The sequence below is a fragment of the Streptomyces sp. NPDC058663 genome, from assembly GCF_042716745.1.
Classification (GTDB): Bacteria; Actinomycetota; Actinomycetes; order Streptomycetales; family Streptomycetaceae; genus Streptomyces.
In genome coordinates, this window is the sequence record NZ_JBHXRV010000030.1 from 1 (window position 1) to 14,739 (window position 14,739).

Genomic DNA, 14,739 nt, shown 5'->3' on the forward strand with positions numbered 1-14,739 from the left:
CGGTCGGCCTCGCGCACGCGGCGCGGCTCAAGCGCGACGACGTGGTGACGACCGTCGACAGCTCGACGCCTTCGCGCCGGGTCAGATGGGGGAGCAGCATCGACGTCGCGTAGTTCCCGGCGCCGACGAACGCCAGGCGCACCGGCGTACCCGCGGGCCTGCCCGCGGCCGGCGCCGTGCCGCCGCGGCGCACGGTGGGCACGGCCACCGCAGGGGCCTTGGCCTCCGCCGTGGGTGCGGGGTACTGGAACAGCACCGCGACGGCCTTCAGCTCACCCTCCTTCAGACGCCGGTAGGTCTCGGCCGCGTCGTCGAAATCGGCGATGTGGGAGATGAGCGGCTCCACGTCGACGCTGCCGCGGGCGGCGAGGTCCAGGAAGCACGCAAGGTTGCGGCGCTCCGTCCAGCGCACGTAGCCGATCGGATAGTCCCGCCCCTGGAGCTCGTACTCCGGGTCGTAGCGCCCGGGGCCGTAACTGCGGGAGAACCGGACGTCGAGCTCCTTCTCGTAGTACGCGTTCCACGGCAGGTCCAGCCTGCACTTGCCGATGTCGACGACCCGGCCCCGGTCCCGGCTCAGCCGGGCGGCCAGTTCGACGGGCTGGTTGCTGTCGCCGCCCGCCGCCAGGTACACCTGATCGGCGCCGTGCCCGCCGGTGAGCTCGGCGACGGCGGCCTCCACGGTCGAGGACCCGGGATCGCCGCAGGCAGCGGCGCCCAGCCGCTCGGCGAGCGCACAGCGCACCGGGTCGGGATCGGCCCCCACGACCCGTACGCCCGACGCGGTCAGGAGCTGCACCACCAATTGCCCGACCAGCCCGAGGCCGACGACCAGTGCCACCTCGCCGAGCTGCGGTCCGCCCTGGCGCACGCCCTGCAGCGCGATCGACCCCACGGTGGCGAAGGCCGCGTGCCGGGGGGCGAGGCCGTCGGGCACCGGGGCGTAGAGGTTCTTCGGCACCCAGTTCAGCTCGGCGTGCAGTGCGTGCTCGTTGCCCGCGCAGGCCACCAGGTCGCCGGCCTTGACGTCGTCGACCCCGGCGCCGGCCTGCTCGACCACCCCGCACAGCGAATAGCCCAGCGGCGTGTACGAGTCCAGCTTGCCCATCACCTTGCGGTACGTGGCGGGCACCCCGCCGGCGGCCACGCTCTGCACCACCTTGGCCACCTGGTCGGGGCGGGAGCGGGCCTTGCCCAGCATCGACATCCCGGCCTCGGACACCTTCATCAGCTCGGTCCCCGTGGAGATCAGCGAGAAGGCGCTGCGGACCAGCACCCCGCCCGGCTTGCACGCCGGTTCCGGCACGTCGAGCACGGCCAGCTCGCCGCTCTTGTAGTTCTGTACAACCTGCTTCACCCGAACTCCTCAGATTTCCCGCGCCGTTGTCCGCGTGCTCCGACCGGAGGTCGCGTCGCGGTACCAGTACTCAAGGGTCAGTACGTGCCACAGATGCTTGGAGAAGTCCCGCTGCCCGGCGGCGTCCTGGGCGACCATCCGCGCCAGCGCGTCGCGCCGCAGGAATCCCGAACGCACCAGCACCCCGTCGTTCACCACCTCGCGCACCAGCGGCGCCAGGTCCCGGCTCATCCAGGCCCGCAGCGGCGCGCTGAACAGGCCCTTGGGCCGGTACACGATCTCCCGGGGCAGGACCGAGGAGGCCGCCTCCTTGAGGACGGCCTTGCCCTGCCGCCCGGCGATCTTGCGGCTCCCGGGCACCGCGAACGCCGCCCTCACCACCTCGACGTCCACGTACGGGACCCGCACCTCGGTCGACGCCGCCATGCTGGCGCGGTCCGTGTAGGCGAGGTTCAGGCCCGGCAGGAACATCCGGGCATCGGCCAGACACATGCGGTTGACGAAGTCGTCGAGGTCGTTGTCCTCGTAGACGTCGGCGTGCTCGGTCAGCACGTCGTCGACCGTGACCGCCAGGTCCGGGTTGATCAGGGCGAGCAGTTCCTGCCGGTCGTACATGGTGTAACTGCGCCGGAACGCCGTCTCCTGCGGCAGTTCGGCGAAGGACAGGAACCGCTTCGCGAAGCGCACCGACCGCAGCCCCCTGCGCGACGTGGCGACCGGCAGCCGGTCCACGACCCCCGACACGCCCCGCCGCAGCGGGCGCGGGACGCGCTGGTAGCGCAGGGCCAGCAGATTGGCCAGGTGCTTGCGGTACCCGGCGAACAGCTCGTCGGCGCCCATCCCCGACAGCATCACCTTGACCCCGGCCTCCCGGGCCGCCTGACAGATCAGGAAGGTGTTGATGGCCGCGGGGTCGCCGATCGGCTCGTCCAGGTGGTACGTCATCTGCGGCAGCAGGTCCAGGACGTCCGGGGCGATCTCGATCTCGTGCAGGTCGACGCCGAAGCGCGCCGCCACCTGCCGGGCGTGGCGCAGGTCGTCCGGCATCGCCTCGAACCTGGCGTCCTCGGCGCGGAACCCGATCGTGTAGGCGGAGATTCCCGGCCGGTCCCGGGCCGCCAGCGCGGTCAGATAACTGGAGTCGAGACCGCCGGAGAGGAACGTCGCCACGGGGACGTCGGAGAGCAGGTGGCGGCGGGTGGAATCCTCCACCACGGCGGCCAGGTCCGGCACTTCTCCGCTGAGGGCCCGCTCCCGGCCCTCGGCCGCCACGTCCTTCAGCTGCCAGTAACGGCCCCGCTCCACCCGGCCGTCCGGCCGGCACCGCAGCCAGCTCCCGGGCGGCAGTTTCTCCGCCTCACGGAACGCGCACCGTGAGTCCGGCACCCAGTAGTAGAGGAGCGAGGCCACCAGCGCCGCATGGTCCACCTGGAGCGGCTCCCCGGTGGCGGCGGAGAGCGCCTTGAGCTCGGAGGCGAACACCAGCCCCTCGCCGCGCCGGATCAGGAACAGTGGCTTGACGCCCAACTGGTCGCGCGCCAGGACCAGTTCGCCGGTTCGCTCGTCGAAGATCCCGAACGCGAACATGCCGCGCAGCCGGGGCAGGCAGTCGGTGCCCCAGCGCCGCCAGGCCTCCAGGAGCACCTCGGTGTCGGAGGTACCGCGAAAGCGCACCCCGGCGCCGGCCAGTTCGGCGCGCAGCTCGGGCGCGTTGTACAGCTCGCCGTTGTACGTGAGGGCGAGACCGCCGGAGACCATCGGCTGGGCGCCGGTCTCCGACAGGTCGACGACCGACAACCGGCGGTGCCCGAGCTGTACTTCGCCGGCATCGAAGGAGTGCCCGTACCGGCCCGCTCCGTCCGGCCCGCGATGCGCGAGGGTGTCGGTGAGCCGGTCGGTCACGGCCTTCCCGTCCGGCCACCGGTATGTACCCGCTATGCCGCACATGTCCTACCGCACCTCCTGCTCGTTGTCCGGGACCTGTGTGCCCGGGGCCCGTGCGTCCGGGACCCGCGCGGTCCGGTCCTGCCGACGCTCCGTCCGGTGCGGGCTCGTCCCGTTCAGCCGGGACGGCCGCTTGTTCCTGCCGCGCGGCGCCAAGTGCGCCCCGTCCCACAGCGTGCCGTCCGTCCTGTCGCCCGGGTCGGGGTCGATCAGCACCACACCGATCACCGCAATGCGCTGGTCGGCGAGCTGCCGTGCCACGGTGTGCAGCCATGCGGCGCTGCCGTGCCCGGCCCGCACCACGAGCACGGCCCGGGAGCCCAGGTGGCGCAGGTCGGTCCACGCCGTGCCGGGCGCCACCGAGCCGGCACCGATCCACAGTCCCTCCCGCGCCGGGGCGGGGGTGCTCGTACCGTCGACCACCGCCGGGTCGCCCGGCTTCGGCCTGCGGCCCGCGAGCTGCCGGCCGGGCAGTCCGTCGACGACGGTCACCGGCCCCTCCGCCGCCAGTGCCCCGGCGAGGCCGAGGGCGAGCTCGCCCGTGCTGCGGGCGCAGCCGAGTTCCAGCAGCGCCACCGGTTCGGCGGAGCCGCGTACGGTACGGGCGAGCGTCGCGGTCAGGCGGGCCCGTGCCGCCCGCTTCCTGCGTCGCCGCCACAAGCCGGGCCCGCGGGGCAGCTCGGCGAGGACCGAGGCGCCCAGGTTCGCCGCGATGTCCCGGCGCAGTACGGGGCGGTCCGCCACCACCGCGCCGACCGCGGCCAGCGCGAGCCCCAGGAACAGCCCGAGGGCGAGTCCGATGCCGGCGTGGGTGAGAGCGGCCCTGGGCACGGAGTGGCGCACCGGGCGCGCGGCGTCGACGACCTGCGTCCCGGCGACGACCGCGGGCCTGCCGGTGCGCGCCTCGGCGGCGCGCTGGTCGAAGTCGGCGATGCGCGAAGTGAGTTCGGCCCGGCGGGCGTAGAGGGTCTCCACCTCCGCAGAGTCCTCCGGATCGGTCCGCGGCGGCCGGCCCGCGATCGACTTGTTGACCCGGGCGAGCTCCTCCCGCATGCGGTCCCGCTGTGCGAGCAGGGCGTCCGCCTCGGCGTCCGCCGACTCCCGCATCCGCCGCACGTGGTCCGCGACGAACGCCTCGGCCAGCGCCTTCGCCCGCGCCACCGCCTCCACGTCGCTGCTGCCCGTCACCTCGATCCGGAGCAGGTTGTTGGTCAGGCCGGTACCCAGGTAGTCCTTGAGGAAGTCCTCCGGCTTCTCCGCGGAGCCGAGCGCCTTCAGGGCCGCATCCGCGATCCGGGTGGTCCCCAGGAGCTCGACGTCGGTACGGATCAGCGTCCCGGTGTCGTTCGGCTGGTCCTCCCGGTGCGCCACGAGGACCGTGGTCGTCGCGGTCGGCGGCTTCGGCATCAGGACCGCGAGCGCGGCACCTGCCAGCAGCCCCAGGAGGGCCGTGGAGTACCACAGGCGGCGACGCCTGCGCACCGCCACCAGCAGCGCCTGGAGGTCGAAGAGCGGTACGGCCGCCGGCGGTTCCTCCGTCGTGCGCGTCGTCACGCCGTACCTCCCGCCGCGTGGCTGCCGACCGTGAGCGCCGGCTTGCCGTCGTCGCCCGGGGGAGTGCCGGCCGGCTGGGCCGCAGGGGCCCGGACCGGGCCGGCGACGACGACGCCCACGACCTCGTGCCCGCCGTCCGCACACGCTCCGGCGATGCCGGTGAGCTCGTCGGCGCTCCAGCTGCCCGCACTGAGGACGACCAGGGCACCCGACTCGGAGTCGCGGTCCGGCACCAGCGGCCGGTCCACCGCGACCTCCACCACCCGCAGTCCGGGCAACCCCCCTCGCACGGAGCCGTCGGCTCCGGTGACGAGCTGTCCCGCTGCCCGGCGGGCGGCCTCGTCCCCGCCCGGTACGACGACCAGCAGCCGCCCGGCGTCCGGGACCAGGTCCCGGAGACGGGAGCACACCCGCTGGAGGCGGAGCCTGCGGCCGGCCTCGTCGCCGGAGCTCCACGGACCGGGCACGTCCCACCGGGTGTCGACGCCGAGCAGCCGCTTGATCCGGGCCCGCTTCCCGGAACTCTCCGGCCGGAGCGCGCCCTGCTCCTCCGGCACGTCGACAGTGCCCAGGAGCGCCGTGCCCAGCGCCGCGGCGGCCTCCGGTCCGGTACGCAGCCGGCGGTCGACCCGGGCGGCGGTGAGATGCCCGACGACCGTGAGCAGGAAGAAGAGCAGCGCCCCGGCCGCGACGAGCTGCCCCCGCGTCGGCGGCGTCTCACCGGTCGGCCGGGCGGCCGGTCCCATGACGACCATGGCGACCCTGTCGTTCGCAGGGCCGGCCTCCTCCAGCTTCGTCATGGCCTCTTCCAGCGACGTACGCAGTTTTTCCAGTGCGGTGCGGGCCTGCACGCTCTCCACCGTCTGCCCCTGTCCGGCCCCGCCGGCCAGGTCGGTGATGCGGCGGTTGGTCTCCTCCACCCGCTGCCGCAGCGCGTCGAGCCCGGAGGGCGCCTCGGTGCTGCCCCCCGCGATCCGTACCGCGAACGCGACGAACTGCTGGGCCAGTTGATCGGCGAGCCGCTGTGCCCGCTCCGGGGTCCCGGCCGTTCCCAGGAGCGCGATGATGTTCCCGTCGGCGGCCTTGGCGCTCACCTGCTCGCGCAGCGCCTCACCGTCGACCCCCTCCCAGCGGAGCTCGGCGGCCACCCGGTCGACCACCGACGAACTGGTCGCGATGTCCACCTGTGTCAGCAGCTCGCGCTGCTCCCACTGCCCCGGCAGCAGGATCGACGCCGAGGCGGTGTAGCGCGGCGGGAACAACACCACCGAGACGCCGTGGCCGACGAGCGCTCCCACGACGGTGAGAACCGCCAGCAGCCGCCACCGCATGCGGAGAATCCGCCCGACCGTGGCCAGACGTATCGTGTCCTCGCTCAAGGGCGCGGCCTCCCCGGGGCCCGTGTCCGACGGCTCTTCGGCACCGGAGCGCGGTCGCGGCACGCGGCGGCGTAGGCGGCGAGCAGCGACGCCTGGGAGTTTTGCCAGGAGAGCTCACCGTTGATCCGCTCCTGGCCGGCCCTGCCCATCCGGGCCCGCCGTTGCGGATCGTCGAGGAGCAGCGCGATCAGCTTCGCGAACGCGGCCTCGTCGTTGGCGGGCGCGTAGAGAGCGGCGTCACCGGCGGAGACCCGTGCCTCCCGGAGGTCGAAGGAGACGACGGGCCGGCCCATCGCCATGTACTCCAGGACCTTGTTCATCGTCGACACGTCGTTGAGCGGATTGCGCGGGTCGGGGGAGAGGCACACGTCCGCCGTGGACAGGTACCGCACCAGGCCGTCGTCCGGAATCCGCCCGGTGAACTCCACCTGCCCGGTGAGCCCGAGCTCCCCGGACAGCTCCACCATCGCGTCGAACGCGTCACCGGAGCCGACGAACACCGCGTGCCAGTCGGTCCTCCCGAGCTCGTCGCGCAGCCGCGCGAGGGCCCGCAGCGCGTAGTCGACACCGTCCTGGGGCCCCATCACACCGAGGTAGCACAGCAGATGGGGCTTGCCACGCTTCAACTCCGGCTCGGGCGGCACCGGTCGGAACCGGTCGGTCGCGGGCGCGCTGCGCACCACGAAGACGTCCGCAGGGCGCATGCCACCGCGCCGCACCGCGACGTCCCGGTAACTCTCGTTGGTGGCGAGCACGATGTCGGCAGCCCGGTAGGTGAGCCTCTCCAGCGCGCACACCCCGCGGTAGAGCAGGTCCTCACCGCGGCCGAACCGGGAGAGGTACAGCTCGGGCACCAGGTCGTGCTGGTCGAAGACGAACCGGGTGCCATGCCGCTTCAGCCACAGGGCGGGCAGGAACAGCAGGTCGGGCGGGTTGCAGGCGTGGACCACGTCGACCGGTCCGACCCTGCGGGCCAGCCGCGCCGTGTGCCACAGCGCCGTGCCGTACTCCCGCAGGTAGCCGGCCGGCCCGCCGGTGGCCGCGCGCAACGGGTAGCGGTGGATGTGCACCCCGTCGATCACCGCCTCCGGTTCCGTGTCCCGCTTGCTTCCCCGGGGGCAGATGACGTGCACCTCCCAGCCCGCGTCGCGCAGGGTCGTGCACTCCTGCCACACCCGCCGGTCGAAGGGCACCGACAGGTTCTCCACCAGGATCAGCGCGCGCCTGCCGGGCCGGCCGCCGCTGTTCACGTCCTGGGACGAGGTGTCACCAAGCAAGGCCCACGTACCCCGGTTCGGTCCGGCGCGCGTCGGCGTCGGGAAGGTGGATGAGGTCGACGATCAGCGGTTTCCCGCCGTGGGGGAGTGCCGAGAGCACCGCAGGGTCCCTGGTTCCCACCAGGCACACCTCGGCGTGCTCCAGCACCTCGTCGACGGAGTCCGCGAGCAGCTGCGCGAGGTGCGGCAGCCGGGTCTCGATGTACTCGCGGTTCGCCCCCATCAGCCGGGACAGGCTCACATGGGCGTCGTGGATCTTCAGGTCGTACCCCTTGCCGAAGAGCGTCTCCGCCAGCTCCACCAGCGGGCTCTCGCGCAGGTCGTCGGTGCCGGGCTTGAAGGAGAGACCGAACAGGCCCACCCGGCGCTTGCCGGTGCGCTCGACCAGCTCCACCGCGCGCTGCAAGTGCGCGGAGTTGGAGGGCAGTACGTGCGCGAGGATGGGCACCGAGACGTCGGCCCGCTGGGCCGCGTGGACCAGGCTGCGCAGGTCCTTGGGCAGGCAGGAGCCGCCGAAGGCGAAGCCGGGCCGCAGATAGGCGGGGCTGATGTTCAGCTTGCGGTCGGCCAGGAACACGTCCATCACCTGGTGGGAGTCCACGCCGAGCGCCTGGCACACCGCGCCGAGCTCGTTGGCGAACCCGATCTTGAGTCCGTGGAAGGCGTTGTCCGCGTACTTGATCGCCTCGGCCGTCGGGACGGGTACCAGGAACACCTCGCCGGGCAGGGCCTCGTAGAGCGCCGCCACCACGTCGCCGCTCGCCCGGTCGAACTCGCCGACGACGGTCTTGGGCGGGTCGAAGAAGTCCCGCACGCTCGTGCCCTCGCGCAGGAACTCCGGGTTGACCGCGACGCCGAAGTCCACCCCCGCGGTACCGCCGACGGCCTTCTCCAGGATCGGCACCAGCAGGTTCAGGCAGGTGCCGGGGAGCATGGTGCTGCGGAACACGACGGTGTGCCGCCCGTCCCGCCCGGCCAGTACCGCACCGATCTGCTCGGTGACCCGCTCCAGATACGTGGTGCACAGACTGCCGTTGGGCTCCGAGGGCGTACCCACGCAGACCAGCGACACCTCGCTGCCGACGACCGCCTCGCGGACGTCGGCAGTGGCGCGCAGGGCTCCCGTCCGCACGACCTCGGCGATGAGCTCACCGATCCGTTCCTCGACCACCGGGGCCCTGCCGTCGTTGACCAGGTCGACCTTCACCTGGTTCACATCCACTCCGATGACCTCGTGACCCATGCTGGCCAGGCACGCGGCCGAAACGCAGCCCACATAGCCGAGCCCGAAAACGCTGATCCTCATGACCCCTCCGTCCCCTCGGGCAGGCCTTCCCGGCCTGTGAGCCCCACGCCGGGCGTCCGGCGGACTGTGCGCATCAGTACGCCCCGTGCCCGTGCAGCACCGCACGCAGGGTCTTCCACAAGATCACCGCGTCCAGCGCGAGCGACCAGTCCTCCACGTACCGCAGGTCGAGGCGGACCGCCTCCTCCCAGGGCAGGTCGCTGCGGCCGCTGATCTGCCACAGGCCGGTGAGCCCGGGCTTGACCAGCAGCCGCCGGCGGATGTCCGGGCCGTACGCGGCGGACTCCTCCGGCAGCGGGGGCCGCGGCCCCACGAGCGACATCGAGCCGCCGAGTACGTTGAAGAGCTGCGGGAGTTCATCGAGCGAATAGCGGCGCAGCACCGCTCCCACCCGGGTCACCCGCGGATCGCGGCGGAGCTTGAACAGCAACCCCGCGCCCTCGTTGCGGCCTGCCAGACCGGCGCGCTCCCCGTGGGCCCCGGTGACCATGGTGCGGAACTTGAAGATGGTGAACTCGTGGCCGCCCTTGCCGACCCTGCGCTGGCGGTAGACCGCCCCGCCCCGGCTGTCCGCCAGGACGAGCAGCGCGACGACGACCATCAGCGGCGCGAACAGCAGCAGCAGGATCGCCGCACCCGTCCGGTCGACGACCTCCTTGACGACCCGGTGGCCGCCGGTGAAGGCCGGCATGCTGACCCGCAGCAGCGGAATCCCGAGCACCGCGTCGATGTGCAGCCGCGGACCCGCCACCTCCATCAGCACGGGCGCCACGATCATCTCGGCGTCGCTGCCTTCGAGGTTCCAGGCCAGCCGCTGCAGCCGGTCGGGCGACCAGTGCGCGTCCGGGGTGACCGCGACGACCCGGTAGCCGTCCCGCCGGACGTGGCCCGCGACGTCCGCAAGCCGGCCGACGACCGGCACCCCGTCGAGGTGGGCGCCTTCGAGCCCGAGACCGTCCGTGGTGCACACCGCGTCCACCCGCCAGCCGAGGTGCGGGAACCTGCGGGTCCGGGAGATCAGGTCGCGCACGGTGGCCGGGCTCCCGGCGGCGAGCACCGGACGCAGACAGCGGCCTTCCTTGCGCTGCTTGTGCAGCCACAGGCGCAGCAGGTAGCGCGCAGTCATGGTGACGAGCGCGATCGCGGGGATCGCGACGAAGATCCAGAGCTTGATGTTGCGCGAGGTGAGGGCGATCCCTCCGAGCGCCAGGACGACGGTCGCCGCGAACAGTGACCGGCCGAGCCGCCGGAACTCCTCGGCCCCCTGGCCGAGTACGACAGGCGCCCACGAGCGGCCCACCGCGAGCGCTCCCAGCACCAGGAGCTCGGTGCCGAAGGCGAGAATCACCCATTTCTCGTGCCAGTCGGCCGCGTCCCTGGCTCCGAAGAAGTTGCCGATCGCCATGGTGACGGTGGCGGTGGCCACGGTGTCGCTGGCGATCACGGTCCGGCGGTACCGCTGCTCCCAGTCGGTCGCCGGTCTGCTGATGGTCCCGTTCGCCAGGCGTCTGTGCGCCGACGCAAACGGGCTGACTAAATCCCCCTGTTGCACGGATCCCCCCAGGTCGACAGCGGTTCGACGCGTGCGCCCAGCACTGGTCCTCCCCCTCCGGAAGCCCCCCGGCCCCGGCCCTCCCCACGGGTGGCCCCCCGGCCCCCGCGCCGCGCTGTTCTCCCGTACGAAGAGGGCTCCGCGCCTCCCCGTACGCGTGCTCGCACCACTTCAGCGCTAGGGGAACAATCCACCCCGGCGACAGCGGACCCGGAGGCACTGCACGGGTCCCGAGGTACGCGGGGGCCCGTGGAAACGCCGGCTCCGTGTGCGGTTCTGCTGCCGAGAATCCCTGACGGGATCCAAGAATCGATTCCCCCCGAAGTCTGACGCCGATGACGCGATGTACGGCAGTCCGTGGCGCCGGACCTATTGATCATTAACTGGTCGCTTCCTGCCTCAACAGCCGAAGCAGGGTCAATCTAGACCATGGGGACGAGGATGAAGAGGGGATGTGTGAAATTCGTGACCAACCTTTGAGGGTGGGTGCACCAGTCGTCGAGGACCTGCGGGTACGGGACACGGATCACGTCGCCGCACCCGCGATTTCCGGCCGGTTGGCCGTGCGGCACCCCCCTGGGAGGCACGCCCGCAGGCCCCTTCGGGGACCACTTCACCGCCCCGGGGATCACTCCTCCTTGGCGAAGACGAGCACCTCGGTGGAGGCGACGCCCATCGGGGCCGTGAAGCCGGCCTCCAGGGAGCAGCCGAGCGTCTCGAAGAGGTCCTCGACGGTCCGGCGCGGCATGGCGGCGGGGTAGGAACCGTGACCCGGACCGCCCTGCGTCGCCCAGGCCCGTACCGCTTCCGGGGCCAGGCAGTTCTCCGTCATGACATCGAAGACGATCCGGCCGCCGGGCCGCACGACACGTGCCATCTCCAAGAAGTAGCGGCAGGCGCAGAGGAAGGTCACGGTGTTGAAGACCTTGTGTGCCTGTACGAGGTCGATGCTGGCGTCGGGAGTCGGGGCGAGACTGGCCCCCGCGGTCGGCCTGGCCACCACGCCGTAGGTGTCCACCAGGTAGCCGGCCCACGGCGCCGCCGTCTCGTAGATCTCGTAGCGCTCCGGCGCACACTCCTTCAGCGTCTTCTCCAGGTACCGCCCGGACCCGGGGCCGATCTCCAGCACCGTCCGCGGCCGGCCGGCGTAGACACCCAGAGCGCTCAGCTTGTCGATGGTGGACTGCGTGGCCCCCGGCGTCCCGTTCATCACCTCGTCGATGTGGTCACCCACCGACAGGCCGGCCGCCCGGGCGGCCCGCATCGTGGCCTCGAACGGAAGGAAGTCGTCCACGCCCGCACGGTTGTTGGTGCTGCGCACGATGTCGAACCCCGTACGTCCCAGGAGCCGCTTGACTCCCGTCTTCACCACGGACGTTCCCCTGCTCATTGCCCTCATCAGGAATGACCCCCCAGGTCGTCTCCAGCGTCGGCGTCAGCATAGGTACGCGGATGCCGGGGCGCAGTGGGACGCCGATTTCGTTACGAGGCCGCCGGGGCCTCTCCGGCTGCCCTTGGGCGGGGGAGCCGAGCCAGGTGCGGACCGCGTCCGCGGCCGTGTCCGCGTGCTCCTCGGTGCTGCTCCGGTGGTTCACCCCGCCCGGGCCATCGGCTACGGTCCTTGGCTGTGAACCGTACCGAGCGTCTGTACGCACTGGTGGAGGAGTTACGGGCGGTCTCGCCCCGGCCGCGCAGCGCCCGCTGGCTCGCGACGCGCTTCGGCGTCAGCACCCGCACCGTCGAGCGCGACCTCAGCGCCCTGCAGCAGTCCGGTGTGCCGCTCTACGCCGAACCGGGCCGCAGCGGCGGGTACGTGGTGGACAAGGACCACACCCTGCCGCCCCTGACCCTCACCCCTGCCGAGGCGGCATCGCTGGCCGTCGCTCTGCACCGGCTCTCCGGGACACCGTTCGCGGCGGACGCCCACGCGGCACTGCGCAAGGTGTGCGCCGTCATGCCGCAGCGCGAACGCCAGGCAGCGGGCGAACTCGCCGCCCGGATACGGCTGGCCGGACCCCCCGACCCGCCGTCCGCGCTCCCGCACACCCTGTGCGAGGCGCTCTCCGCCCGCCGAGTGCTGCACCTGCGCTTCGCCGACGAGCAGGGAGAGGTCACCGACCGCACCGTCGAACCCCTGGGCCTCATCGAAGGCGACCCCTGGCATCTCGTCGGCTGGTGCCGGCTGCGCTCCGCCGTGCGGGCCTTCCGCCTCGACCGCATCCATGAGGCGCGGGCACTGGAGGAGACCGCGGAACCACGCCCGGCGGACCTTTCCGCCCTGGATGCCTACGGCGGCGATCTCGTACCGCTCGACGAGCTCTACGGTTTCGCTCGAGCCGCCGCAGGGAGGCCCAAACACCGACAGGGGGGTGTCGCCCCCGGCCCGGAGGGTGGGTGACCACGTACCGACCCTGGAAGGCACCCATGTCTGAGACGACGATCCCCCTCACCGACAACGCGCCCCTGACCCGGGACGCCGGCACCCGGCTGGTGGAGAGCTGGGCGGCGCTCTGGAACGGAGAGGTCGCCCTCGCCGAGAAGATCCTCGCCCCCGGCTTCCGGCTGTACTTCGCGGACGACTTCGACGGCAAGGGCTCCGCCCACACCTTCGGCAAGGACGAACTGACCGGGTTCATCTCGGTCAACACCCAAGCCCTCACCGGCCTGACGTTCGCCGCCGAAGCCGCACCGCTGGTCGACACCGAACGCGGTGAGATGGCCTGCCGGTGGAGCGAGAGCCACACCGATGGCAAGGACATCGTCGTCAAGAGCGGCATCGACATGTTCGCGGTCACCGAAGGACGGATCTCCGCCGTGTGGTCCCTCACCGGCAACCACCGCTTCGCGTCCTGACGCCGACCGGCTGCCACGGAACTCCGACCCGGCGGCGACGGCCCGCACCTGCCCGCAGGAGAGTGCGGGCCGCCGGCCGGCCCAGCGGGTACGCATCCCTCAGACTCCCGGGGCGCGTACGGGAACCACCGTGACGCACGGCTGTGTGCCGACGTCACCGACCTGCTCAAGGCCCGCGCCTTCTCGGCGCGGCTGTCCCTGACCCGTGCCGAGGCGTTCGGCGCATGAGATCGCGGAGCTGTTCACGGTGGGCGCCTTCGCCACACCGGGTCCTGGGACGACGCCCAGGCACTGGCCGGCGCAGGGGCCCACCTCGCGGCGGAGACCGGACAGTTGGACCTGCGGGCCTCGCGCTCTCTACGCCGGCCCGCACGGAGGCCGCCCGACAACGGGCCCGGGAGTGCGCCGAGCACGCCCGCCGATTCGGCCGGCACATCGTAGGACGCGGTGCGGGGCTCGTCAGCCCCTCCGTCGAAGCCGCACTCGGTCTCCTCGAACTGGGACTCGGGAAGAGGTGCCCGCGCCGCCGCCACCGTGCCGTGCTGCATGCGGTCAGCTGCTGGTGCCGAGAGCTGCTGCGGGCGTTCCGTGGGGCACGGGCGGCGTGCTGGCGGGCCGCCGGGATCAGCGAATTCCCGCGTTCGCCGGGATCAGCGAATTCCCGCGCGGCGCAGGCGTTGCCCGAGCTCCGCGGTGGCCCGGGTGAGCAGGTCGCCGACGCGCTCGACGTCGTCGTCGGTGACCTGGTCGACGGGCATGGAGCAGCTCATCGCGTCGGTGGCCGGGATCCGGTACGGGATCGCCGCGGCGACGCACCGCACCCCGAGGCCGCCCTCCTCGGTCTCTGCGCCGTAACCGCGCTCGCGGGTCAGGGCGCACTCGGCCTGGAGGGCTTCGACCGAGGTGATCGTGTTCGGGGTCAGTGCGCTCAACGGATCGCGCAGTACGGTTTCGATCTCGTCCTGCGTCAGCTCGGCGAGCAGCGCCTTCCCGAGGGCGGTGGCGTGCGCGGGCAGGGTCCGGCCGACACGTGAGACCAGATGCGTGGACCTGACCGACTCGCGGGTCTCCAGATACACCACCTCCGCGCCGATGCGACGGGCATAGTGCGCGGTGAACCCGGTTTTCTCCCGGACGAGTTCGAGCGCCTCCGTCGCGTAGGGGACCACGGGGTCGCGATCGAGATACGCCGTGCCACAGATCAGCGCCCGGACCCCCAGGCGGTATCGCCCGGTGGTGGAGTCGACCTCCAGCCACCCGGCGTCGAGCAGCGTGCGCAGCAGCCCGTGCAGGCTCGACCTGGGGAAACCGGTGCTCGCCTGCAGTTCGGACAGTGACAGCCAGACACCGTTGGCCGCGAAGGTCTCCAGCAGGTCGATGGCGCGACGCGCCGATTTGACTCCTGCCGGCTCGACGCCGTTCTCGCTTGCCGGGGTTCCCACCTTCTGCGGCACGGGGCGCTTCTCCATCCAGCCGTTGACACGTACGTCACACCACATTAACGTCCCGGGACAGCA

Annotated in this window: 11 protein-coding genes; 2 read left to right on the top strand and 9 right to left on the bottom strand. The window is 72.2% G+C overall.

Annotated features, from left to right (window positions below; genetic code table 11):
* The 8 genes from ACFWVV_RS21990 to ACFWVV_RS22025 all read right to left on the bottom strand — a co-directional run.
* Positions 1 to 1,357, bottom strand: a 1,357-nt coding sequence (locus ACFWVV_RS21990) for a zinc-binding alcohol dehydrogenase (RefSeq protein WP_384422764.1), incomplete at its 3' end; no start/stop codon positions are given.
* Between the two features lie 9 nt (positions 1,358 to 1,366).
* The gene (gene asnB, locus ACFWVV_RS21995; RefSeq protein WP_384354455.1) at positions 1,367 to 3,304 is read right to left on the bottom strand and encodes an asparagine synthase (glutamine-hydrolyzing); all 1,938 of its coding nucleotides are present in this window, start codon (positions 3,302 to 3,304) and stop codon (positions 1,367 to 1,369) included.
* A 3-nt stretch (positions 3,305 to 3,307) separates the two neighbouring features.
* The gene (locus tag ACFWVV_RS22000; RefSeq protein WP_384354453.1) at positions 3,308 to 4,855 is read right to left on the bottom strand and encodes a Wzz/FepE/Etk N-terminal domain-containing protein; all 1,548 of its coding nucleotides are present in this window, start codon (positions 4,853 to 4,855) and stop codon (positions 3,308 to 3,310) included.
* Positions 4,852 to 6,234, bottom strand: coding sequence for a polysaccharide biosynthesis protein (locus ACFWVV_RS22005; RefSeq protein ID WP_384354451.1), 1,383 nt, complete (start codon positions 6,232 to 6,234; stop codon positions 4,852 to 4,854). The genes ACFWVV_RS22000 and ACFWVV_RS22005 overlap by 4 nt, the downstream gene beginning before the upstream one ends.
* On the bottom strand, positions 6,231 to 7,511 hold the full coding sequence (locus tag ACFWVV_RS22010; RefSeq protein WP_384354449.1) for a glycosyltransferase family 4 protein: 1,281 nt from the start codon (positions 7,509 to 7,511) through the stop codon (positions 6,231 to 6,233). The genes ACFWVV_RS22005 and ACFWVV_RS22010 overlap by 4 nt, the downstream gene beginning before the upstream one ends.
* Positions 7,501 to 8,817: a nucleotide sugar dehydrogenase gene (locus tag ACFWVV_RS22015; RefSeq protein ID WP_384354447.1), complete on the bottom strand. Its 1,317-nt coding sequence runs from the start codon at positions 8,815 to 8,817 to the stop codon at positions 7,501 to 7,503. Before ACFWVV_RS22015 ends, ACFWVV_RS22010 begins: the two co-directional genes overlap by 11 nt.
* Before the next feature lie 73 nt (positions 8,818 to 8,890).
* A complete protein-coding gene (locus ACFWVV_RS22020; protein ID WP_384354445.1) occupies positions 8,891 to 10,369 on the bottom strand; it encodes a sugar transferase in 1,479 nt (492 codons plus the stop codon).
* Between the two features lie 628 nt (positions 10,370 to 10,997).
* On the bottom strand, positions 10,998 to 11,759 hold the full coding sequence (locus tag ACFWVV_RS22025) for a methyltransferase domain-containing protein (RefSeq protein WP_384354443.1): 762 nt from the start codon (positions 11,757 to 11,759) through the stop codon (positions 10,998 to 11,000).
* 237 nt (positions 11,760 to 11,996) lie between these two features.
* Between ACFWVV_RS22025 and ACFWVV_RS22030 the strand changes: the two genes are divergently transcribed.
* Both ACFWVV_RS22030 and ACFWVV_RS22035 read left to right on the top strand, forming a co-directional pair.
* On the top strand, positions 11,997 to 12,767 hold the full coding sequence (locus ACFWVV_RS22030; RefSeq protein WP_384354441.1) for a helix-turn-helix transcriptional regulator: 771 nt from the start codon (positions 11,997 to 11,999) through the stop codon (positions 12,765 to 12,767).
* A 26-nt stretch (positions 12,768 to 12,793) separates the two neighbouring features.
* Complete coding sequence (locus ACFWVV_RS22035; RefSeq protein ID WP_384354439.1) at positions 12,794 to 13,222, top strand: hypothetical protein; 429 nt, start codon at positions 12,794 to 12,796, stop codon at positions 13,220 to 13,222.
* A 650-nt stretch (positions 13,223 to 13,872) separates the two neighbouring features.
* Here ACFWVV_RS22035 and ACFWVV_RS22040 read toward each other — a convergent pair.
* A complete protein-coding gene (locus tag ACFWVV_RS22040; RefSeq protein WP_384354437.1) occupies positions 13,873 to 14,691 on the bottom strand; it encodes an IclR family transcriptional regulator in 819 nt (272 codons plus the stop codon).
* Between the last annotated feature and the right edge of the window lie 48 nt (positions 14,692 to 14,739).